Origin of the sequence: Arthrobacter sp. NEB 688, from assembly GCF_013201035.1 — a bacterium.
In the GTDB taxonomy this organism is placed as follows: domain Bacteria; phylum Actinomycetota; class Actinomycetes; order Actinomycetales; family Dermatophilaceae; genus Phycicoccus.
Map to the genome: position 1 here is coordinate 3,732,578 of NZ_CP053707.1, position 21,067 is coordinate 3,753,644.

Consider the following 21,067-nt stretch of genomic DNA (forward strand, 5'->3'; position numbering starts at 1 on the left):
GCCTCAGCGTCCGCCGAGCAGGCGGCGCGGGCGCGAGGTGAGGAAGCCCCATCCCCACGCCCAGTGCATCGTCGCGAGCACCGGCCCCGCGAGCAGCCGGGTGCGCGCCGGCTCTCCGGCCGTGATGGCGACCCCGCCGGCGCCGACGGCCAGGGCGTACCCGGCCGGCACGGCGAGCGCCGGCCACCACGCGAGACCGACGAGGGTCGCGGCGGTCGTGCCGACCACCATCGTCGGGGCGGCGAGGTAGCGGGCGGTGAGCGTGCCCCCGTGCAGCCCGGCGACGACCCGGCGCCAGCGGCCGTAGTCGCGGTACTGGCGCGCGAGCCCGCGGAAGCCCGAGCGCGGGCGGTAGGTGACGACGAGGTCGGGCGTGAACCACACGGTGCCGCCGCTCTCGCGGATGCGGTGGTTGAGCTCCCAGTCCTGGGTGCGGGTGAAGCGCGGGTCGTAGCCGCCCACCCGCTCCAGCGCCGTCCGGCGGAAGCAGCCGAGGTAGACGGTGTCGACCTCGCCGGCCCCGCCACCGGTGTGGAAGCGCGACGAGCCCACGCCCAGCGGGCTGCGCATCGCGGCGGCGACGGCCCGCTCGAAGGCCGTCCGGCCGCGCGCGTCCATCGTGCCGCCGACGTTGTCGGCGCCGGTCTCGGCGAGCGCCGCGACGGCCGTCGAGACGTACCCGCGCGGGATCTCGGCGTGCCCGTCGACCCGGACGACGACGTCACCCGTGGCGGCCGCGACGGCCGCGTTGAGGCCGTCCGGCGTGCGCCCGGTCGGGTTGCGCACCAACCGGACCCGCTCGTCGGAGGCCGCCAGCCGCTCCGCGACCTCGTCGGTGCGGTCGCGCGAGGGGCCGAGGGCCAGGACGACCTCGAGCGGGCCCGACCAGTCCTGGCCGAGGACCATCCGGACGGCGTCCTCGAGGTGGCGCTCCTCGTCGAGGACGGGGATGACGACGCTGACCGACGGGTTCGTCGGCAGGGGCTGCGGGGCGGGTCGGGCGGGCTCGGTGCTCATCGGGGACATCATCCCGCGGAGCACACGCTCGCGAGGTCACCGGTGTCGGCGTCGGGGTCGGTGCCGGGGCGCTCCATGACGGCGGGCGTCTTCGGCGTGGCGGTGGCCGAGCTCGTGGCGGACGCGGCCGCCGACGGCTTCGGGCTCGCCGCCGCCGGCTTGGGGGTCGGGGCGTCCTCGCTGCGGGCGATGGCCTTGGCGACCGTCGAGCGGACCACCTGGGGGTCGTAGTCCCACGGCTTGATGAGCGGCGGGACGAAGTTGACCGAGGTGATCTTCTCCTGCTTGGTCCTGACCGCCACGTCGGCCAGGTCGGCCAGGGCGTCCTGCGGGATGTCGGTGCGGATGAGCCCGGTCGTGGCCTCGGCGATGCGCCCGAAGCGCAGGAGCAGCGTCTGGGGGTCGAGCTCCTTGACGAGGGCGGTCGTCACGCAGCGCTGGCGGGCCATCCGCTCGTAGTTCGTCGACCCGACGCGGCTGCGGGCGTACCAGAGCGCGTGGTAGCCGTCGAGGTGCTGCGGGCCCGGCTCGATGTAGCCGCTGATCGGGGACCCGTTGCCGCCGATGGGGGTGCGCCGCTGCACCTCGACGTCGAGCCCGCCGACCGCGTTGATGATGCTCGCGAACCCGCGCAGGTCGACCATGACGTAGTACTGGACGTCGAGCCCGGTCAGGCCCTCGACGGCCTCCTTGGTCGCGACGAGGCCGGGGTCCTTCGTGCCCGCCGGGAAGAGCTTCGCGTGGTCCTGGCCCCACGTGTAGAGGCCGTTGAGCAGGCAGTCGTCGCCGCACGCCCAGCCCTCGGGCATGAGGCGGGCCATCGTCGAGCCGGGGCGGAAGTGGATGTCCTCGGTCTCGCGGCTGAAGCCGAAGAGCACCGAGCGGCCGGTCTGCGCGTCGACGCTCGCGAGCTGGATGGAGTCCGGGCGCAGGCCGACGCGGCCCTTGCCGCTGTCGCCGCCGAGCAGGAGGACGTTGTAGCGGCCGTGGGCGGCGGCCGCGGCCTCGCCGGTGCCGAAGAGCGAGGTGAGGGCGCCGCGCGCCTGGCCGACGCCGACCCCGGTCCAGCCGACGAGGCCCGGCACGAGGAGGAGGACGACGAGGCCGCCGAGCAGCCCGCGACGGTCGCCCATCGGCAACCGGTCCGGGCGCCCGAGCCGCCACGCGTCGACGAGCAGCGCGGCCCAGCCGACGGCGACGACGACGAGCACGACCTGCGCGAGGAGGAGCATCCACCCGCGGGTCAGCAGCCAGAGGACGGCGGGCCGGCTGACCAGGGCGAGGAGCCCGCCGAGGACGAGCACCCCGACGAGGGAGAGCCAGACCCGCAGCGCGAGCCGGCCCACCTCGCGGCGCCCGGCGACGAGCTGCGCCGAGCCCGGGAGCACGAGGGTGAGCAGGAGCAGCGTCACGGCCCGCCGGCGGTGGTGGCGACGGCCCACCGTGCCGTCGCGACCCGGCCCCGGGCGCGCGCCCGTGCCTCGGGCGCGCTCGATCACACCGGTCCCTGCCTGTCCCATAGCCGCCCAGTATTCGCGCGGCCCGCAGCCGTCCGCGCGAGGCGCGCCGGGGGCGCCGACCCCTGTTTCGGGGCGTCGACGGCGCGGCCTCACGGCCCGGACGGGCACACTGGGTGGTCGGCCCCTTCCCGAGAGGACCCGGATGTCCGACGACCACGCCCGCCCGATCCCGCGCCGTCCCGCGCCCGGGAGCGGCGACGACGACGTCTACGTCGTCGACACCCGGCGCCGCCGCGGCGCCCCCTCCCCCGGCAGCGCGCGCCGCGCGACGCCGCCTCCCCCGGCCGCCGCACCCGCCGACGCCGCGGGCTACGACGAGTACGGCCGGCCCGTCGCCGCCCCCGGCCGCGGCGCCGTCCCGGGCCGGGCCCCCGCCGACCGCGGCGCCCGGCCGCCGCGGGAGCCCCGTCCCCCGCGAGAGCCCCGTCCTCCCCGCGAGCCGCGCACCCGCCGGCCGGGCCGCGGGCGGCGGGTCGCCTCCCTCCTCGTGCTCGCCCTCGTCGCGTGGGTGGGCTTCACGGCCTTCGCGCCGTGGCACGCGTGGTCGAGCGTCTCGCGGGTCGACGACGTGCCCTCCGGCGAGCGCCCGACCGCGGGTGACGGCCACACCTACCTGCTCGTCGGGTCCGACAGCCGCGAGGGCCTCAGCCGCGAGGAGCGCCGCAAGCTCGGCACCGGCACCGCGGAGGGCCGGCGCACCGACTCGATCATCCTCGTCCACACCCCGTCGGGCGCGGGCAAGCCGGCGCTCGTCTCGGTGCCGCGCGACAGCTTCCTGCCCATCCCGGGCCACGGCGAGAACAAGGTCAACGCGGCGTTCGCGATCGGGGGGCCGAAGCTGCTCGTGCAGACCCTCGAGCAGGCCACCGGCCTGCGCATCGACGGCTACGTCGAGATCGGCTTCGGCGGGTTCTCCACCGTCGTCGACAGCCTCGGCGGCGTCGACCTGTGCGTCCCGCGGGCGATCAAGGACGAGAAGGCGCACATCGACCTCGCGAAGGGCTGCCAGACCCTCGACGGACCGACCGCGCTCGGCTACGTGCGCGCCCGCTACTCCGACCCCGAGGGCGACATCGGCCGGGCCAAGCGGCAGCGGCAGTTCCTCGGCGCCGTGATGAAGGAGGCGGCCACGCCCTCGACCGTCCTCGTGCCGTGGCGCTGGTGGTCCTTCACCCACGCCGCCGCCTCGAGCGTCTACGTCGGGCGGGAGACGAGCCTGCTCGACGCCTACCGGATCCTCTCGACGATGCGGAAGGTGTCGTCCGACGGCGCGCTGAGCCTCGTCGTGCCGATCGGGAACGCGAACGTCACGACCTCGGCCGGCTCCTCGGTCGTCTGGGACGCGCAGCGGGCGAAGGAGCTGTTCGGGATGCTCAACGACGGCACCCCGCTCGAGGCCCCGCCGCCCGGGACCGACGGCAAGCCCACCGGGGGCTGAGCCGCGCCGCGGTTCTCAGGCTGCGTCCAGCACCGCTCGGTACACTCCACCGGTCCCGTGCCCCGGGACGCCGCGCGCCGTCAGGTGCCGCGGGAGACCCCGAGCGCAGGAGGACCGGTGGACGGCGCGCGACCCGACGACGCCCCCGAGGAGACCCCGGAGGTGCTGCCCAGCCGGCGCGAGGTGCACGGCCGCACCCGCAGCCCGTGGGTGAAGCGCACGGTCATCGCCCTCGTCGTCGCCCTCGCGGTCGGCGGCACCGGGGTGGCGGTCGCGGCCTGGAAGCTCAACGCCAACATCACCAAGGTCGACGTGTCCGAGGCGGTCGGCACCGACCGCCCGACGCGCGCCCCCGAGGCCCGCGGCGCGGTCAACCTCCTGCTCCTCGGCTCGGACAACCGCACCGGCGAGGGCAACGACACCTACGGCAAGGTCGTCGACGACCCGGGCCAGCACTCCGACACCAACCTCCTGGTCCACCTCTCGGCCGACCGCACGTGGGCGACCGTCGTCTCCATCCCCCGCGACTCGATGACCAAGGCCCCGCCGGAGTGCTCCAAGAGCGCGCCGAAGGACCAGTGGGTCATGCGGCAGTGGAACCACAACTACAAGATCGGCGGCACCGGCTGCCTCATCCGCACGCTCGAGGGCAACACCGGCGTCCTCGTCGACCACTACGCGGTCGTCGACTTCCGCGGCTTCAAGTCGATGGTCGACGCGCTCGACGGCGTCGAGGTCTGCACGACGGAGCCGATCGACGACCCGAACTCGCACCTCAAGCTCACGGCGGGCAAGCACACCCTCGACGGGGAGCAGGCGCTCGCGTACGTGCGCACCCGCAAGTCCGTCGGTGACGGGTCGGACCTCGGCCGGATCAAGCGCCAGCAGGCGTTCCTGTCGTCGGTGGCCCAGGAGGCGACCTCGAGCAAGCTGCTCTTCCAGCCGACGCACCTGTACTCCTTCCTCAGCGCCGCGACGAAGTCGCTGACGACCGACCCCGACTTCGGGCTCGGCACGATGAAGGACCTCGCCGAGAGCATCCGCGGCATCGGGCTGAAGAACATCCAGTTCATCACCGTCCCGAACGAGGTGTACCCCAACGACCCGAACCGGGTGCAGTGGCAGGACTCGGCCGACCTCATCTGGGAGTCGATCCGCGAGGACCACCCGGTCAACGGCAAGCCGACGAAGGGCTCGACGCCCTCTCCGTCCGCGTCGCCGCTCACCGTCTCGCCCGACGAGGTCACCGTCCAGGTGCTCAACGGCGCCGGCACCTCCGGGCTCGCCGGCCAGGACGCCGCCATCCTCGAGGCGCAGGGCTTCACCGTGTCGGGCACGGGCAACGCCCCGGACGCGCGCACCGGCACGCTCGTCGAGTACTCCAAGGGCCAGGAGGAGGCCGCCCGCACGGTGGCCGCCGCCTTCCCCGGCGCCGAGGTCGAGGAGGCGACCGGGCTCGGCCGCACCGTCCGGGTCACGCTCGGCCCGGGCGCCGAGAACCCCGTCGAGGTCGAGAACCGCGTCGGCAGCAAGCCCCTCCCCTCGCCCTCGCTCACCGCGGCCTCGCCCGCGCCGAGCGCGACCCCGACGATCGAGACCCGCCCGGCCAGCCAGTCCATCTGCAAGACGGCCTGACCCGGGTCGACCCCGCACACGGACGGCGGCCCCGGCGCGAGAGAACCGGGGCCGCCGTCCGGCGTCGGGGACCGGTCAGGGGCGCAGCCGCGAGGCGACCAGCCCGCCGAGCACGCCGCCGACGAGCGGGGCGAGGACGAAGAGCCACACCTGGCCGAGCGCGGCGCCGCCGGCGAAGAGCGCGGGCGCGATGGAGCGGGCCGGGTTGACCGAGGTGTTCGTCACGGGGATGGACACGAGGTGGATGAGCGTCAGCGTCAGGCCGATCGCGAGCGGCGCGAAGCCCTTCGGGGCGCGCTCGCCGGTGGCGCCGACGATGACGAGGACGAAGACCGCCGTGAGGACGACCTCGACGAGCAGGGCCGCGACGAGGCCGTACTGCTGGGGCGAGCGGTCGCCGAAGCCGTTCGTCGCGAAGCCGTCGGCCGTCGTGAAGCCCGGACGGCCGGAGGCGATGCCGAAGAGCACCGCCGCACCGGCCACGGCACCGACGAGCTGGGCCGCCACGTAGGACGGCACCTCGCGCCAGGAGAAGCGGCCCGCGACGGCGAGGCCGACGCTGACGGCGGGGTTGAAGTGACCGCCCGACAGGTGCCCGACGCCGTAGGCGGCGGTCGTCACGGCCAGGCCGAAGGCCAGCGCGACGCCGAGGTAGCCGACGCCGACGAGGACGGGCCGGCCGTCGGCCTGCGTCATCGCGGTGGCCGCGAGGACGGCGGTCCCGCAGCCGGCGAGCACCAGCCAGAACGTGCCGACGAGCTCGGCGCCCAGCCGGCGGGTGGTGGACGGGGTCTCGGTGGCGGTGCTCATCGGGCGGTCCCTTCGGGGGTGGTGGAGGTGGGAGTGGTGGACGTGGTGCGGGGGTCGGCCACGGCGGTGTCGTCCGCGAGGTCGGCGACGGTGACGTCGACGCGCGCGACGGCCAGCCCGGTCATGCCCTCGACCGCCTCGACGACGTGCAGCCGCACGTCGGCCGCCGTCGCGAGGACGGGGCGGGACGCGGTGACGACGAGCTCGACCTCGAGCGAGGCCACGCGCTCGTCGACGACGACGGTGACGCCGGCGGTCGAGGTGGCGCTGCCGGTCAGGCGGTGGACGACCGCGCCGGCCAGGCGCTCGGCGCCGGTGCCGACGTGCGCCACGCCGGGCACGTCACGGGCCGCGAGCGCGGCGATGGTGCCGACGACCGAGTCGGCGATGCGGGTGCGCCCCCGGGTGCTGGGGGCGGTCTCGACGGTCCCGGCCGTCGTGCCGAGGACTGCCATGGTGGACGACTCCTTCTCTCTCGGTGGTGGTTCACCCGGTCAGTCGCCGCGGTGCCGCGGACCGCACGCGCTGTCGAACGTGACGCGCGCCACACGCGCCGGGCACGTCGGCCAGCCCCCTCTCCCCGCCACGGCCGGCGTCATCGCTGGCGCGCGGGATCTGCGACGGGTACGTTCGTTATTGCGAACCGTTCGCAACAAGGACGAGGGAGCCAGATGACCGACTACGCCCTGCCCGACCTGCCCTACGACTACGGCGCTCTCGAGCCGTACATCTCCGGCGAGATCATGGAGCTGCACCACTCCAAGCACCACCAGACCTACGTCAAGGGCGCCAACACCGCCGTCGAGCAGCTGGCCGAGGCCCGCGACGGCCGGACCTTCACCTGGCTGGGCACCTTGGAGAAGAACCTCGCCTTCCACCTCGGCGGGCACGTCAACCACACCGTCTTCTGGGGCAACATGTCACCCGACGGCGGCGACCAGCCGACCGGCGAGCTGGCGGCGGCCATCGACGAGCACTTCGGGTCCTTCGACGCCTTCCGCGAGCACTTCCAGGCCAACGCCCTCGCGGTCCAGGGCTCGGGCTGGTCGATCCTCACCTGGGACGTCGTCTCGCAGCGGCTGTTCGTCGTGCAGCTGTACGACCACCAGGGCAACGTCCCCGTCTGCATGGTGCCGCTGCTCTTCCTCGACATGTGGGAGCACGCCTACTACCTGCAGTACAAGAACGACAAGGCCACCTTCGTGCAGCAGTGGTGGAACGTCGTCAACTGGGCCGACGTCCAGGCCCGCTACGAGCGGGCCCGGACCCAGACCCCCGGGCTCATCGTGCCGTGACCGACGCCACCGACCGCCGGACCGAGCTGCTGCGCGTCGTCGACGCCGCGCAGCGCTCGGCCGGCGTCCTGGCCGCCCGCGAGCGCGGCGACCGCGACGGCGCCGGAACCCTGCTCGCCTCGTTCGAGGACCATGAGCTCCTGGCCTCCGGCTCGCTGCTGCTCGCCGAGCTCGCGGTGCACCAGTCGGCGGCCGCCACCGGACGGACCCCGCAGGAGTGCCTGCACGAGCTGTGTCTGGACATGGAGGGTGCGCTGCGCGGCTGAGGGCGGCCTGTGAAGGACGACGTGAACCCTCCGGCCGGACGGGCGACGAGGCCGGGCGCCGCGTGCTCTACTGAGGCCGTTGTTGCGATCTCTTCGCAACAGTCACCCGGCCCCGGACAGGGCAAGAGCCCCGTCCCCGGCCCCTCGGGTCAGGAGCCGCACCACATGGACACGACCGAGCTCCCCACGGCCACGGCCTCCCTGCGCTCGCGCGCGGTCCACTTCGTGCGCACGCTGGACCGCGCCGACAAGCGGTCCCTGGCGGGGATGTACGCCTTCATCGCCCTCCTGCACGTGCTCGGCTTCGGGGTCCTCCTGGCGTTCGTGGTGCCCCACCACTACAGCCTGGGCGGCAGCACCCCGGTGTACACCGTCGGCGTGGGGGTGCTGGCCTACACCTTCGGCATGCGGCACGCCTTCGACGCCGACCACATCGCGGCCGTCGACAACACCACCCGCAAGCTGCTCACCGACCGCGCCGAGCAGGGCCACCGGCACCGGCCCCTCTCGGTCGGGTTCTGGTTCTCCCTCGGCCACTCCACGATCGTCTTCCTCCTCGCGTTCCTGCTCTCGGTCGGCGTCAAGGCCCTGGCCGGGCAGGTCGAGGACGACACCTCCCTCCTCCACGCGGTCACCGGCGTCGTCGGCGCCTCGGTCTCCGGCGTCTTCCTCTGGGTGCTCGGCCTGCTCAACCTCGTGGCCCTCGTCGGCATCCTGCGGGTCTTCCGCCGGATGCGCCACGGCGAGTTCGACGAGGCGGAGCTCGAGGAGCACCTGAACAACCGCGGCCTGATGAACCGCTTCCTCGGGGGCCTCACCCGCTCCGTGCGCAAGCCCTGGCACATCTACCCCGTCGGCGTCCTCTTCGGGCTCGGGTTCGACACCGCCACCGAGGTCGGCCTGCTCGTCCTGGCCGGCGGCGCCGCCGCGTTCGACCTGCCCTTCTACGCCGTCCTCGTCCTGCCGGTCCTCTTCGCCGCCGGGATGTGCCTCCTCGACACCACCGACGGTGTCCTCATGAACGGCGCCTACGGGTGGGCCTTCCTCAAGCCCGTGCGCAAGGTCTTCTACAACCTGACCATCACCGCCATCTCCGTCACGGTCGCCCTGGTCATCGGCACCGTCGAGCTCGTCGGCGTCATCGCCGACGAGGCCCACATCACCACGGGGGTCCTGGCCGACATCGCCGCCATCCCCCTCGACGACGCCGGCTACGCCATCGTCGGGCTGTTCCTGCTCGCCTGGGCCCTGGCCGTGGTGGTCTGGCGCGTCGGGCGCATCGAGGAACGCTGGAGCGCCGACCTGGACCGGCATGCCCCACCGAGCGGCGACCCCGCCTGAGATGCCCGACCCGGGGCAGGCGGTCGGTGACGCCGACCTCCGCCGCCTCCTCCACGACAAGCGGCTGCGCGCCACCCCCGCCGGCCTCGCCGTTCTGCGCGTCCTCGCCCGGACCCACGACCATCACCACCTCACCGCCGCCCAGATCCACCAACGGCTGCGCGCCGACGATCCCGACGTTCCTGCGGCGACCGTCCTGCGGGAGCTGCGCATCCTGACCGACGCCGGGCTCGCCCACACGCTGCACGACTCCGACGGAACCGCGAGCCACGGCATCGTGCTCGCCCCGCACCACCACGTCGCCTGCACGCTCTGCGGCGTCGTCCACCCCCTGCCCACCACCACCCTGCACGCCGCCCTCGCGCAGGTCAGCAAGGTCGGCCGTCTGAGCTTCGAGGGTGACACCATCGTCCTGCACGGCATCTGCCCGGCCTGCCGTCGTCGGCCACGCGGACCTGTCCCGGCCGGGCCGGGCGCGACCGACGCGCCGAGAGCCCGATGACACCCCAAGGTGGTGCCCGCTAGGGTCTGCGCTCGTGGGCACGCGAGCGGCAGGTGACGGGGTGCGCCTGATGCGCGCCCTCGTGGCGACGCTCGTCGTCATCGGGCTGGGGGCCGCCGCCCACGCCATGGCCGGCGGGGCACCGCTCCAGCCGGTCCCCGTCGTCGTCCTCCTCGTCGTCGTCGCCCCCGTGGTGCACCTGGTCGTCCGTCGTCGGACCTCCCTGGCCCGGATGGTGCTGGCCACCGCCCTCGGCCAGCTCCTCACCCACCTGCTCCTCACCGCGATGACACCGGCGGCCGCCGGCACCGGCCGGCGGCTGCACGCCCACGAGGCGGTGGCCATGGCGATGCCGACCACCGGCTCGGCGTCCGCCTCCTCCCTCACCGGCGGGATGCTCGCGGCGCACGCCGTCGCGACCCTCCTGGCCGCCGTGCTGCTGACCCGCGGCGCGGACGCCCTCGAGCTGCTGGCCCTCGCGCTGCTGCGGCTCGCGCGCCCCGCGTCCCCGGGCACCGGCCCGCTGGGGCGTCCCGTCGACCTCGTCGAGGTCCGGGTGCCGGACGGGCGCGTCGTCGGCCCGCTCGGTGGGCGGGCGCCGCCTCTCCTGCTGGTCTGAGCCGTCCCGGGCCCCGGGTCGGCCGACCTCGCCGACCCCGACGTCGCCCGACGTCCACGGCCCCGCGCCCGCGGGCCGCCCGCCGCACGGCCCCGCCGTGCGCGCCGCGGCCCGGTGCGCCGACGCGCCGCCACGCCCGCACGCCGCCCGACCCCCAGGAGACCTCGCGTGTCCATGCTCAAGGACCCCACCCCCGACACCGCGCCGGAGCCCTCCCGCCCGGCACCGAGCCCGGCGCGCGACCGCCGTGGCACCGGCCTGTTCCGCGCGTTCTGGCGCTGGCACTTCTACGCCTCCGTCGTCGTGATCCCCACCGTCTTCGTCCTCGCCGTCACGGGGCTGGTCTACCTGTTCCGGTTCCAGATCGAGCCGGTGGTGCACGCCGACCTCCTGCGCGTCAGCGCCCCGGCCGGCGCGACACCGGTCACCTACGAGGAGCAGCTCGAGGCCGTCCGCCGGGCCCGCCCGGCCGACACGGTCGTCTCGATGACCGAACCGGCCGCCCCGGACCAGAGCACCCGCTTCACCGTCACCACCCCGGACGAGGCGACCCGGGACGTGTTCGTCGACCCGTACTCCGGCAGCGTCCTCGGCTCGCTCGACCCCGACACCACCATCAGCGGCACCGCGGTCCGTCTCCACGCCGACCTCATGGCCGGGCCGGTCGGGGACCTCTTCCTCGAGCTGGGCGCCTGCTGGGCCATCGTCATGGCGGTCACCGGCTACTACCTCTTCTTCCGCGGCCGCCGCGCCCGCCTCAGGCTGCGCCGCAAGGACCCCGCGGCGGCGCGCCTGCGCTCGACCCACGCCTGGACGGGCTTCTTCGTCGGTGCCGGCCTGCTGACCCTCGTCGTCTCCGGGCTGCCGTGGACCGGGGTCTGGGGTGCCCAGGCCCAGAAGCTCGCCGCCGCCACCGGCACCTCGTTCTGGGGCGAGGACCACGGAGCCCTGTCCGACCCCACCTCCACCCTCGACGAGTCCCTTCCCCACAGCCACGGCGTCATCCCGTGGGCGCAGGAGAAGAGCAGCGTCCCCCGCTCGACCGGCGACCCGGCACGCTCCGTCGCGAACGTCGACACCGCCGTCACCGTCGGCGAGCAGCGAGGCCTCGCCCACCCGATGACCGTGGTCCTCCCGAGCGACGACACCGGCGTCTACTCCGCCATCGGCTACGCCTTCGACGACCCCGGCGCCGAGCGCACCGTCCACGTCGACCGGTACGGGGGCACGGCCGTCTCCGAGTACGGGTACGACGACTACAGCCCCCTGGCCAAGACCGTCAGCCACGGCATCGCCCTGCACGAGGGCCGACACTTCGGCGTCGTCAACATGACCCTGACGACGCTGTTCTGCCTCGCCGTCATCGCCTCCTGCGTCACCGGGCCGGCGATGTGGTGGCGCCGCCGCCCCGCCCGCTCCGGCAGCCTCGGCGCCCCGCGGGGCCGGATGCCCGTCGCGACGAGCCCCGTGCTCGCCGTCGTGCTCGTGCTGCTCTGCGTCGTCCTGCCGGTCTTCGGCGCCTCGGTCGTCGTCGTCCTCGTCGCCGAACGGCTGCTGCGCCGCTCGGCCCGCGCCCGACGGGTCCTCGCCCTCACCCCGTGAGCGGGAGGACCGTGGGCGGGCTCAGGCCACGGAGCCGGACATCCCGTTGACGTAGGGCATCGCCCAGGCGAACGCGCGGGCGGCGGCGGCGTCGAGGTCCACGGCGGTGGCCGCCGGGAGTCCCTCGACGACGCCGTGCTGGAAGGCCTCGACCTCGGTGACCAGCTCGCCGGCGGCGGTGGACCGGCGGAAGGCGGCGTCGGCCACCGCCGGCGGGACGTCGAGCATCCCCGACACGTCCTCGAGCGGGAGGCCGAGCAGCAGGTCGAGGGTCGACAGCAGGCCGACGGTGAAGGCGAAGTCCGGGTCGCAGACGGAGCGCTCGGCGGCGAGCAGCTCGCAGGTGCGGGCCCGGACCAGCGCGGTCGCCAGCCCGTCGGCGCCCGACCCCGGCCGACCGGAGAGGAGGGTCAGCGCCACCCACTGGCGGATGCGGCCCGTACCCAGGATGACGAGCGCGTCACGGATGCTGCGCACCTCCCGGCGCAGCCCGTGGTGGGCCCCGACCGACGCGAGCTGGAGCACCTGGAGCACCAGCCCGGGCTCGCGGCGCAGGATCGACTCCAGCGCGTCGAAGTCGACGTCCTCCGTGAGCAGGGTCGTCGCGAGCTGCGTGTGGGCCAGCGCGGCCGCGGGGATCGCCTGCCCGCGCACGACGCGCGGCTTCTCGATGGCGTAGCCCTGGAACAGCTCGAACCCGGCCTGCATCGCCCAGTCGAGGTCGTCGAGCGTCTCGAGCTTCTCGGCGAGGAGGCGGACGCCGTAGGGCCGGCACCGGGCGGCCAGCGCGAGCGAGCCCTCCCGGCCGAGGGCCAGCACGTCGAGCTTGACGATGGTGGCGAGCTCCAGCAGCCGCTCGGCGCCGTCGACCCACACGAAGTCGTCGAGGGCGAGCTGGTAGCCGCGCCCGACGAGGTCGCGGCACCCACGCACCGACTCGTCGTCGACGGCCACGGTCTCCAGCACCTCGATGACCGTGCGCGCGGGCGGGAGGCTCACCGGGGTCTCGCCCGTGAGCACGCCCCGCTCCGCGTTGCAGAAGATCACCTTGTCGCCGACGAGCTGGCCCACCCCGATGGTGAGCGCCCCCAGCACCACGTCGGCGGTCATCTGCTCGCCCGACGGCAGCGGGGCGTCCGCCCGGGCGGCCCGGTACAGCAGCTCGTAGCCCACCACCGCGCCGGTGCGGTCGACGATGGGTTGACGGCCCACGGCCACCGCCGGGGCAGCCGTCGACGTCATCGGCTTCCCTGCAGCCACGTTCGATCCTCCACTCGTGTCACCCCCGACCCTGATCGTGCCCCGGACGGGGGCGTCGACGTGCACGACGGCGGCGGAACTGGCCGATCGGTCACCAACCCCTGTCCCCATGGACATCTGCCGGACGTGCGTGCACCGCGTGCCCGCACGAGGTCGTCGGGACGACCCGCCCCGCCCTCTGGTCGCGCACGCCGCTCTCGCCCTAGGCTGTCGCGGAACGCAGCACCGGAACATCCGTGGGGGGAGACCACGTGTCCCAGACAATGCACGAGCCCGTGCAGCGAGGCGCCTCGGCCATCCAGGCGCTGGACAACCTCGCGGGCGGGGTCTTCTCGATGGCTCCCGACGGCACGATCCTCTTCGTCAACGACGCGCTGCAGCGCACGGTCGGCCTGCGTTTCGAGGAGGCCGTGGGGCGCAACTTCTACGACCTCTTCCCGTACGCGCGCGGCACCGAGATCGAGCGGCACCTCACGCTCGCGATGGAGTCGGGTGAGGTGCAGGAGCTCGAGGAGTTCTCGCCACGGGTCGGCCGGTGGCTCCGGCGACGGATCTTCCCCGGCCCCGACTCGGTCACCGTGCTCGTCGACGAGGGCGGCCTGGGCCGCGTCGAGGACGAGCCGAACCGGCTCCGGCACGCGCTCGAGCGGGCGCGCAACGCCGAGCGGCGCTACCGCGACGTCCTGGACTCGATGGCGGACGGGTGGAAGGAGACGACCCCGGACGGGGCCCTCATCGTCGTCAACGAGGCGCTGGCGACGATGCTCGGGTACGACGACGCGAACCAGCTGATGGCGAGCGTGTCCTCCGCGAACGAGCTGTACGTCGACCCCGAGGACCGCGCGCGCGGACTGCAGAGCGAGTCCGACGGCCGGCCCCGCATGATCGAGGCCCAGATGCGCCGCCGCGACGGCACCCCCGTGTGGGTCCGGTCGACGCTCACCCCCCGGCGCTCGCCCACCGGCGAGGTGACGAGCTACCGCGGCTTCGTGGAGGACATCACCGAGCAGCGCGACGCCGAGCACCGGCGGCGCGAGGCCGAGGACCGCATCGAGACCCGGGAGCGCACCCTGCTCGCCGAGGCCGTGCACGACGCGCCGCTCCAGCTCATCGTCGCCGCGATGCTGCGCCTCGACGGTCTCGAGCCGCAGCTGCCGCCGGCGTTCTCCGAGCCGTTGGAGCACGTGATCGAGCTCCTGCGCCAGACCGTCGAGCGGCTGCGCGACCTCGTCGTCGTCCTCAGCCCACCCGTCCTGGGGCACGGCCTCGCCGACGGGCTCCGGGCGCTCGCCCAGGGCGTCTTCGCGGGGTCGGGCACCGAGGTGGAGGTCGCCGGGCCCGCTCGCCTGCCCCTGCGGCCGGACGCGGAGAACGGGGCGTTCCGCATCGCCCGCGAGGCCCTCGTCAACGCCCGCCGGCACGCCCGGGCCGAGCACGTCGTCGTGCGGCTGGCGCACGAGGGCGACGCGGTCGTCCTCACGGTCGCCGACGACGGGGTCGGTGGCGCCCACCCCAGCTCGGAGCCCGGCCACCTCGGGATGACCTCGATGTACTCCCGGGCCGAGGGCATGGGCGGCACCCTGACCGTCGACAGCCCGCCCGACGGCGGGACCACCGTGACGCTCAGCGTGCCGCTCGACCCGCCATCGGACCCGCCCGCACCCCGCTGACCTCCGCGGGCGTCAGCGCAGGAGCTGGCGCGCCATGACGATCCGCTGGACCTGGTTGGTGCCTTCGTAGATCTGGGTGATCTTCGCGTCGCGCATCATCCGCTCGAGCGGGAAGTCGCGGGTGTAGCCGGCCCCGCCGAGCAGCTGGACGGCGTCCGTCGTCACCTGCATCGCGACGTCCGAGGCGTACGCCTTGGCGGCGGCGCCGAAGAACGGGAGGTCGGCGTCGCCGCGCTCGGACTTGGCCGCCGCCACGTACACGAGCTGGCGCGCGGCCTCGAGCTGCATCGCCATGTCGGCGAGCATGAACTGCACGCCCTGGAACTCGGCGACCCTCTTGCCGAACTGCCGGCGCTCCTTGACGTACGCGACGGCGTGGTCGAGCGCGCCCTGCGCGATGCCGACGGCCTGCGCGCCGATCGTCACGCGGGTGTGGTCGAGCGTCGCGAGCGCGATCTTCAGCCCCGCCCCCACCTCGCCGACGACGCGGTCGCCGGGGATGCGGCAGCGGTCGAAGTGCAGCTCGCGCGTCGGGCTGCCCTTGATGCCGAGCTTGCGCTCCTTCTCGCCGAAGGAGAACCCCTCGTCCGACTTCTCGACGACGAACGCCGTGATGTTGTTGCCACGGGGGCCGTCGGGGTCGGTGACGGCCAGGACCGTGTAGTACTCGGAGACACCGGCGTTGGTGATCCACGACTTCTGCCCGGTCAGCACCCAGTCGTCACCGTCGCGCACGGCCTTGCACTTCATGGCGGCAGTGTCCGAGCCCGCCTCGCGCTCCGAGAGGCCGTAGGAGAACGTCGACTCCCCGGCGGCGAGCGGGGTGAGGTAGCGCTTCTTGACGTCGTCGTCCGCCGCGAGGACCAGCGGCATCGAGCCGAGCTTGTTGACCGCGGGGATGAGCGAGGACGACGCGCACGCGCGGGCGACCTCCTCGATGACGAGGCAGGTGGCGAGGGCGTCGGCGCCGACGCCGCCGTACTCCTCGGCCACGTGCGGCGCGAAGAAGTCCGAGGCGACGAGCGCGTCGTGCGCCTCCTGCGGGTAGCGCGACTCCTCGTCGACGGCGGCCGCGAACGGCGCGATCTTGTCCTCGGCGACGGCGCGCACCGCCTCCCGGATGGCCTCGTGGTCCTCCGAGAGCCGGTAGGTGTCGAAGTCGGGGTTGCCGCTCATGGGTGCCTCTTCCGTCGGCGGCCGCGGCCGCAGTGGTACTGAGTTCCACCTCACGATACTCAGTACCGCCTCCGGCGTCTATCGTGGGCGGTGTGACGTCCACCCCCCGCGAGCGGCTGACCGACGCCGCGTTCGCGCTCTTCGCCGAGCGCGGCTTCCACGAGACGACGGTCGACGACGTCGTCGCGCGGGCCGGGGTCGGCCGCACGACCTTCTTCCGCGCCTTCAGCGCCAAGGAGGACGTGATCTTCCCCGACCACGAGGCGCTCGTCGCGCAGGTGCAGGAGCGCCTCGCGGCGTCGTCCGACGCCCCGGCCCTGGCGGCCGCGTCGGACGCCGCCGGCCTCGTGCTCGAGCACTACCTCGCCGAGGGCGACCGCGCCCGGCTGCGCTACCGCATCACCCGGCAGGTCGCCGCCCTGCGCGACCGCGAGGCCGCCAGCCAGCTCCCCTACCACCGCGCCTTCCGGGTCTTCCTGCGCGACCTGACCGGCGAGAGCGAGGCCTCGGACCTGCGCGCCGAGCTCCTCGCCGGCGCCGTCGTCACCGCCCACAACCACGTCCTGCGCCGGTGGCTGCGCGGCCACACGGAGGCCGACGCCGCGCGCGCCGAGCTCGGTCGGGCGATGGCCGAGGTCGCCCTCTGGGCCACCCCCTCTGCTCCCACCGACCTGGCGCCGGTGCAGGAGACGGCGATCGTCGTCGTGCGCTCGACCCGACCCGTCGACGAGCTCCTGCCCGCCCTGCGCGCCGCCGCCGCCGAGCCGGGCGCCGCGCACGCGCCGGGCAGCACCGCCTGAGGCCGGCGCCGGACCACCCGGTCGCGTCTCCACGGCCCCCGGGGGCGACGCGAACGCCGGCGACCCCTAGCCTGCCCTCATGGACGAGAGCGGCCGGCTGACCTACGTGCTGGTGGACGGCGAGAACATCGACGCCACCCTGGGCAACGCGATCCTGGCCCGACGGCCCCGCCCCGAGGAGCGCCCGCGCTGGGAGCGGGTGCTCAAGTTCGCCGAGGAGCACTGGCAGCAGGAGGTCCGCGGCCTGTTCTTCCTCGCGGCCAACTCCGAGCTGCCGATGTCGTTCGTCCAGGCCCTGCTGGCCATCGGCTACCGCCCGGTGCCGCTGTCGGGCGACCCCGGCGTCAAGGTCGTCGACGTCGCCATCCAGCGCACCCTCGAGGCCCTGCAGGCGCGCTCGGCCGACGTCATGCTCGTGAGCAACGACGGCGACTTCCTGCCGCAGGTCGAGGGCCTCCTCGACGGGCGCAAGGTCGCGGTCGCGGGCTTCGACGAGTTCCGCAACCAGGCCTTCAACGCGCTGACCGGCCGCGGCCTCGAGGCGCTCGACCTCGAGCACGACGTCCGGGCCTTCAAGGAGCCGCTGCCGCGCGTGCGGATCATCCCGATCGACGAGTTCGACCCGCTGTTCTTCCTCTGACCGACCCGACTTATTGCCAGTTCTGCCGCCCGACACGCCGTCGGACGGCGCGGCGAGCGGCGGAGCTCGCAACCAGTCGGGTTCGTCCGCGCTGGTTCGTGGGCGCGGGTCAGGTGTGGAAGAGGTCCCAGCAGAGCGGGTTGCGGCGCTCCTGGTCGGCGAGGACGAGCTCGCGGACGGCCTCGGGCAGCCGCGCGCGCTGCCAGGCGCACTCGGCCCGCCCGGCGGCCTCCGCGGCCTGCGACCCCTGCGGCCCGGCCGCGGCCCGGACCGCCTTGAGCGCGTACGCGGCCGCACCGAGGTCGTGCGCCGCCACGTGCGCGACGCAGGCGGCCTGCCCGCAGGCGTAGGCCGCCCACCGGGGCGCGCCGCGCAGGTCCCGCGCGGCGCCCATCGCGTGACCGCCGGCCGCACGCGAGGCCATCATCCCGACCTCGCCCCGCACCCAGCCGCGGACCGCCTCGAGGGCGGCCCGCGGGCGGTGGTCGTCGGGCCGCTCGGCCTCGACGAGCGGCAGGACGTGCTCGGCGCAGGCCGCCGCCCACAGGGCCAGCAGCCGGTGGTCGGCGTCGGTGAGCGTGCCCCCGCGGCGGACCGTCGTCAGCCGTGGGTCGCGCTGCGGCGGCAGGATCACCGGCGCCGGCCGCCCGGCGTCACTCGCCGCGCAGCAGGTGCCAGAGGTGACCGTGGTGCTCGCGGTCGACCAGCTCGGGCATGACCTCGCGCTCGAACAGCTCGACGCCGGAGAGGTCGTAGGCCTGCTCGACGAAGTAGGTGATGGCGTACGTCATCCCGCGCGACTGCAGGTCCTTCAGCTTCTCGACGACCTGCTCCGGGGTGCCGACGAGCGGCCCGGTCTCGAAGGAGCGGACGGTGTCCTCGACGACGTCGGCCGGCAGCCCGGCGGACTCGTAGTGGTCGCGGATCCACGCGAGGCGCTCCTGCACCTCGCGCTCGTCGCGCCCGATGACGACGTTGTAGTTGGCGCTGCGGACGATCTCGCCGAAGTCACGGCCGATGTCGCGGCAGTGCTGCTCGAGGATCGCGCTCTTGGCGCTGAAGCCCTCGGGCGAGCCGTCGAAGTTCGTGTAGTCGGCGTACTCGGCCGCGATGCGCAGCGTCTTGCGCTCCCCGCCGCCGGCGACCCACATCGGGATGCCGTTCGCGCGCGAGCCCGGCATCGACGTGCCCTGCAGCGGCTGCGGGAAGCACATCGCGCCGTCGACCTGGTAGTGGTCGCCGTCGAGCGACGCCCGGCCGGTGGTCCACATCTGGCGCATGATCTCGACGCCCTCGCGCAGGCGGGCCAGCCGCTCCCCCGCGCCCGGGAAGCCGTAGCCGTAGGCGCGCCACTCGTGCTCGTACCAGCCCGCGCCGATGCCCATCTCGACCCGGCCCTCGGACACGGCGTCGACGGTGGCCGCGACCTTCGCGAGGTAGGTCGGCTCGCGGTAGCCCAGGCAGGTGCACATCTGGCCCAGGCGCACCCGGCCGGTGACCCCGGCGAAGGCCGCCATGAGCGTCCACGCCTCGTGCACGCCGGCCTCCGTGGGCCGCGGCACCGGGTGGAAGTGGTCGTAGACCCAGATCGAGGTCCAGTCCTCGATGCCGTCGGCCCGGCGGGCGAGGCCGGCCATCACCCCCCAGTGCTGGGACGGGTCGATGCCGACGAGGTCGTGGCGCCAGCCCTGCGGGACGAACAGTCCGAACTTCATCGTGGGGTCTCCTCGAGGTGTCGTGGACCTCGATCATGCCCCAGTCCGCAGCGCCCGTAGGCTGTCGGCCGTGACCCACCGGATCTGCGTCGTCGGCACCTCCTACGTCGGCCTCTCGCTCGCCGTCCTCCTCGCGCGCCACCACGAGGTCGTCGCGTTCGACATCGACGAGTCCCGGGTGGAGGCGCTGCGCGCGGGGCGCAGCCCCATCTCGGACCCCGACATCGAGAGCCACCTCGCCGCCGGCGGGCTGAACCTCACCGTGACCACGGACAAGGAGGAGGCCTACCGGGGCGCCGAGTTCGTCGTCGTGGCCACCCCCACGAACTACGACGAGCGCACGAACTACTTCGACACGAGCAGCGTCGAGCAGGTCGTCGGCGACGTGCGGCGCATCGCGCCGGAGGCCACGGCCGTCGTCAAGTCGACCGTCCCCGTCGGCTTCACCCGCGGCCTGCGCGAGCGGCTCGGCACCGACCAGATCGTCTTCAGCCCCGAGTTCCTCCGCGAGGGCAAGGCCCTGCACGACAACCTCCACCCCTCGCGCATCGTCGTCGGCGACCGCAGCGAGCGCGGCGAGCTCTTCGCGCGGCTGCTCGCCGAGGCCTCGCTCGACCCCGACGTGCCGGTGCTGCTCACCGACAGCACCGAGGCCGAGGCGATCAAGCTCTTCGCCAACACCTACCTCGCGATGCGCGTCGCCTACTTCAACGAGCTCGACACCTACGCGGCCACCCACGGGCTCGACACCCGCCAGATCATCGACGGCGTCGGCCTCGACCCGCGGATCGGGACGCACTACAACAACCCGAGCTTCGGCTACGGCGGCTACTGCCTCCCCAAGGACACCAAGCAGCTGCTCGCGAACTACGCGGACGTGCCGCAGACGCTCATCCAGGCGATCGTCGACGCCAACACGACCCGCAAGGACTTCGTGGCGACCGACATCCTCGCCCGCCGCCCGAAGGTCGTCGGCATCCACCGGCTCATCATGAAGTCCGGGTCCGACAACTTCCGCAGCAGCAGCGTCCAGGGCGTCATGAAGCGGCTCAAGGCCAAGGGCGTCGAGGTCATCGTCCACGAGCCCGAGCTGCACGAGGACGCCTTCTACGGCTCGCCGATCGTCTCGCTCGAGGAGCTCAAGGAGCGCTCGGACGTCATCGTCGCCAACCGCCTCGTCGACGAGCTGGCCGACGTCGCCGACCGCGTCTACACGCGCGACCTCTTCGGCAACGACTGACCCGCACGACCCGCCCGCGCGGCGCCCCCCGTCGGCGCCGCGCCCGGAGCATGATGGGCGGATGGGCGCACTGAGGCACCAGAACGACCCCGACCTGATCCGCGAGCTGCTCATGGACCCCGGCATCTGGGTCGTCGTGGGGCTCTCGGACAACCCGGCCCGGGCCGCGTGGTCGGTCTCGCGGTGGATGACCGTCGAGCTCGGGACGCCGATCATCCCGGTGCACCCCAAGGCCGAGACGGTGCACGGCGCCCGGGGCTACGCGAGCCTGGCCGACATCCCGGACCAGGACCTCAAGGTCGTCGACTGCTTCGTCAACTCCTCGCGGGTCGGCGCCGTCGTGGACCAGGCCATCGAGCACAAGGACCGCCTGCAGCTCGACGCGATCTGGATGCAGGTCGGCGTCGTCGACACGGCCGCGGCCGAGCGGGCCCGCCGCGCCGGGCTCGGCGTCGTCATGGACACCTGCCCGAAGATCGAGTGGCCGAAGGTCCGCCGGGACGGCATGCAGCGCTGACGCG

21 protein-coding genes are annotated in these 21,067 nt (G+C 74.0%); 13 read left to right on the forward strand and 8 right to left on the reverse strand.

Annotation, left to right across the window (positions count from 1 at the left end; genetic code table 11):
* Positions 1-3 precede the first annotated feature (3 nt).
* Together HL663_RS17495 and HL663_RS17500 are read right to left on the reverse strand one after the other, a co-directional pair.
* Positions 4-1,017 carry a glycosyltransferase family 2 protein gene (locus HL663_RS17495; RefSeq protein ID WP_286175754.1) on the reverse strand — a complete coding sequence of 338 codons (1,014 nt, stop codon included), beginning with the start codon at positions 1,015-1,017 and terminating at the stop codon, positions 4-6.
* Between the two features lie 8 nt (positions 1,018-1,025).
* Complete coding sequence (locus HL663_RS17500; protein WP_216842619.1) at positions 1,026-2,459, reverse strand: LCP family protein; 1,434 nt, start codon at positions 2,457-2,459, stop codon at positions 1,026-1,028.
* Between the two features lie 220 nt (positions 2,460-2,679).
* On the opposite strand from HL663_RS17500, the gene HL663_RS17505 reads away from it, so the two are divergent.
* Both HL663_RS17505 and HL663_RS17510 read left to right on the forward strand, forming a co-directional pair.
* Positions 2,680-3,975, forward strand: coding sequence for an LCP family protein (locus HL663_RS17505; RefSeq protein ID WP_173029544.1), 1,296 nt, complete (start codon positions 2,680-2,682; stop codon positions 3,973-3,975).
* A gap of 117 nt (positions 3,976-4,092) precedes the next feature.
* Positions 4,093-5,610 (forward strand): LCP family protein, encoded by a 1,518-nt coding sequence (locus tag HL663_RS17510; RefSeq protein ID WP_286175755.1) that lies wholly within the window; start codon positions 4,093-4,095, stop codon positions 5,608-5,610.
* 75 nt (positions 5,611-5,685) lie between these two features.
* Here HL663_RS17510 and aqpZ read toward each other — a convergent pair whose 3' ends face one another.
* Both aqpZ and HL663_RS17520 read right to left on the reverse strand, forming a co-directional pair.
* Positions 5,686-6,420 (reverse strand): aquaporin Z, encoded by a 735-nt coding sequence (gene aqpZ, locus HL663_RS17515; RefSeq protein ID WP_173029545.1) that lies wholly within the window; start codon positions 6,418-6,420, stop codon positions 5,686-5,688.
* Positions 6,417-6,875, reverse strand: a complete 459-nt coding sequence (locus HL663_RS17520; protein ID WP_173029546.1) for an Asp23/Gls24 family envelope stress response protein — start codon at positions 6,873-6,875, stop codon at positions 6,417-6,419. The genes aqpZ and HL663_RS17520 overlap by 4 nt, the downstream gene beginning before the upstream one ends.
* Before the next feature lie 216 nt (positions 6,876-7,091).
* Here HL663_RS17520 and HL663_RS17525 point away from each other — a divergent pair, with 216 nt between their 5' ends.
* The 6 genes from HL663_RS17525 to HL663_RS17550 all read left to right on the forward strand — a co-directional run bounded on the left by HL663_RS17525 (position 7,092) and on the right by HL663_RS17550 (position 12,045).
* The gene (locus tag HL663_RS17525; RefSeq protein WP_173029547.1) at positions 7,092-7,715 is read left to right on the forward strand and encodes a superoxide dismutase; all 624 of its coding nucleotides are present in this window, start codon (positions 7,092-7,094) and stop codon (positions 7,713-7,715) included.
* Positions 7,712-7,981 carry a hypothetical protein gene (locus tag HL663_RS17530; protein ID WP_173029548.1) on the forward strand — a complete coding sequence of 90 codons (270 nt, stop codon included), beginning with the start codon at positions 7,712-7,714 and terminating at the stop codon, positions 7,979-7,981. Before HL663_RS17525 ends, HL663_RS17530 begins: the two co-directional genes overlap by 4 nt.
* A gap of 165 nt (positions 7,982-8,146) precedes the next feature.
* Positions 8,147-9,322, forward strand: coding sequence for a Nickel transporter NicT (nicT, locus tag HL663_RS17535; protein ID WP_173029549.1), 1,176 nt, complete (start codon positions 8,147-8,149; stop codon positions 9,320-9,322).
* A 1-nt stretch (position 9,323) separates the two neighbouring features.
* Positions 9,324-9,824, forward strand: coding sequence for a Fur family transcriptional regulator (locus tag HL663_RS17540; protein ID WP_173029550.1), 501 nt, complete (start codon positions 9,324-9,326; stop codon positions 9,822-9,824).
* Positions 9,825-9,858: 34 nt separating this feature from the next.
* Positions 9,859-10,443 (forward strand): hypothetical protein, encoded by a 585-nt coding sequence (locus HL663_RS17545; protein WP_173029551.1) that lies wholly within the window; start codon positions 9,859-9,861, stop codon positions 10,441-10,443.
* A gap of 174 nt (positions 10,444-10,617) precedes the next feature.
* Positions 10,618-12,045 (forward strand): PepSY-associated TM helix domain-containing protein, encoded by a 1,428-nt coding sequence (locus HL663_RS17550; RefSeq protein WP_173030263.1) that lies wholly within the window; start codon positions 10,618-10,620, stop codon positions 12,043-12,045.
* Between the two features lie 21 nt (positions 12,046-12,066).
* On the opposite strand, the gene HL663_RS17555 is transcribed toward HL663_RS17550, so the two are convergent.
* Complete coding sequence (locus HL663_RS17555) at positions 12,067-13,305, reverse strand: EAL and HDOD domain-containing protein (protein WP_173029552.1); 1,239 nt, start codon at positions 13,303-13,305, stop codon at positions 12,067-12,069.
* Positions 13,306-13,580: 275 nt separating this feature from the next.
* On the opposite strand from HL663_RS17555, the gene HL663_RS17560 reads away from it, so the two are divergent.
* Complete coding sequence (locus tag HL663_RS17560) at positions 13,581-14,975, forward strand: PAS domain-containing sensor histidine kinase (RefSeq protein WP_173029553.1); 1,395 nt, start codon at positions 13,581-13,583, stop codon at positions 14,973-14,975.
* Positions 14,976-14,987: 12 nt separating this feature from the next.
* Here the strand turns inward: HL663_RS17560 and HL663_RS17565 are convergent, their stop codons facing one another.
* Positions 14,988-16,151, reverse strand: a complete 1,164-nt coding sequence (locus HL663_RS17565) for an acyl-CoA dehydrogenase family protein (protein ID WP_173029554.1) — start codon at positions 16,149-16,151, stop codon at positions 14,988-14,990.
* 92 nt (positions 16,152-16,243) lie between these two features.
* Here HL663_RS17565 and HL663_RS17570 point away from each other — a divergent pair, with 92 nt between their 5' ends.
* Positions 16,244-16,951 carry a TetR family transcriptional regulator gene (locus HL663_RS17570; protein ID WP_173029555.1) on the forward strand — a complete coding sequence of 236 codons (708 nt, stop codon included), beginning with the start codon at positions 16,244-16,246 and terminating at the stop codon, positions 16,949-16,951.
* A 79-nt stretch (positions 16,952-17,030) separates the two neighbouring features.
* Complete coding sequence (locus HL663_RS17575) at positions 17,031-17,591, forward strand: NYN domain-containing protein (protein WP_173029556.1); 561 nt, start codon at positions 17,031-17,033, stop codon at positions 17,589-17,591.
* Positions 17,592-17,700: 109 nt separating this feature from the next.
* Here HL663_RS17575 and HL663_RS17580 read toward each other — a convergent pair whose 3' ends face one another.
* Entirely contained in the window at positions 17,701-18,225 is a 525-nt protein-coding gene (locus HL663_RS17580) for a putative immunity protein (RefSeq protein WP_173029557.1), read from the reverse strand.
* A gap of 19 nt (positions 18,226-18,244) precedes the next feature.
* Entirely contained in the window at positions 18,245-19,306 is a 1,062-nt protein-coding gene (locus HL663_RS17585) for an LLM class F420-dependent oxidoreductase (RefSeq protein ID WP_173029558.1), read from the reverse strand.
* 70 nt (positions 19,307-19,376) lie between these two features.
* Here HL663_RS17585 and HL663_RS17590 point away from each other — a divergent pair, with 70 nt between their 5' ends.
* Positions 19,377-20,546 carry a nucleotide sugar dehydrogenase gene (locus HL663_RS17590; RefSeq protein ID WP_286175757.1) on the forward strand — a complete coding sequence of 390 codons (1,170 nt, stop codon included), beginning with the start codon at positions 19,377-19,379 and terminating at the stop codon, positions 20,544-20,546.
* 61 nt (positions 20,547-20,607) lie between these two features.
* A complete protein-coding gene (locus tag HL663_RS17595) occupies positions 20,608-21,063 on the forward strand; it encodes a CoA-binding protein (protein ID WP_173029560.1) in 456 nt (151 codons plus the stop codon).
* Positions 21,064-21,067: the final 4 nt, after the last annotated feature.

What these genes read in the sequence shown, in the direction of transcription:
- HL663_RS17595 (WP_173029560.1), top strand. Translation starts at nt 20,608, where the DNA reads ATGGGCGCACTGAGGCACCAGAACGACCCCGACCTGATCCGCGAGCTG.
- HL663_RS17550 (WP_173030263.1), top strand. Translation starts at nt 10,618, where the DNA reads ATGCTCAAGGACCCCACCCCCGACACCGCGCCGGAGCCCTCCCGCCCG.
- HL663_RS17540 (WP_173029550.1), top strand. Translation starts at nt 9,324, where the DNA reads ATGCCCGACCCGGGGCAGGCGGTCGGTGACGCCGACCTCCGCCGCCTC.
- nicT (WP_173029549.1), top strand. Translation starts at nt 8,147, where the DNA reads ATGGACACGACCGAGCTCCCCACGGCCACGGCCTCCCTGCGCTCGCGC.
- HL663_RS17575 (WP_173029556.1), top strand. Translation starts at nt 17,031, where the DNA reads ATGGACGAGAGCGGCCGGCTGACCTACGTGCTGGTGGACGGCGAGAAC.
- HL663_RS17505 (WP_173029544.1), top strand. Translation starts at nt 2,680, where the DNA reads ATGTCCGACGACCACGCCCGCCCGATCCCGCGCCGTCCCGCGCCCGGG.
- HL663_RS17495 (WP_286175754.1), bottom strand. Translation starts at nt 1,017, where the DNA reads ATGAGCACCGAGCCCGCCCGACCCGCCCCGCAGCCCCTGCCGACGAAC.
- HL663_RS17585 (WP_173029558.1), bottom strand. Translation starts at nt 19,306, where the DNA reads ATGAAGTTCGGACTGTTCGTCCCGCAGGGCTGGCGCCACGACCTCGTC.
- HL663_RS17525 (WP_173029547.1), top strand. Translation starts at nt 7,092, where the DNA reads ATGACCGACTACGCCCTGCCCGACCTGCCCTACGACTACGGCGCTCTC.
- HL663_RS17520 (WP_173029546.1), bottom strand. Translation starts at nt 6,875, where the DNA reads ATGGCAGTCCTCGGCACGACGGCCGGGACCGTCGAGACCGCCCCCAGC.
- aqpZ (WP_173029545.1), bottom strand. Translation starts at nt 6,420, where the DNA reads ATGAGCACCGCCACCGAGACCCCGTCCACCACCCGCCGGCTGGGCGCC.
- HL663_RS17565 (WP_173029554.1), bottom strand. Translation starts at nt 16,151, where the DNA reads ATGAGCGGCAACCCCGACTTCGACACCTACCGGCTCTCGGAGGACCAC.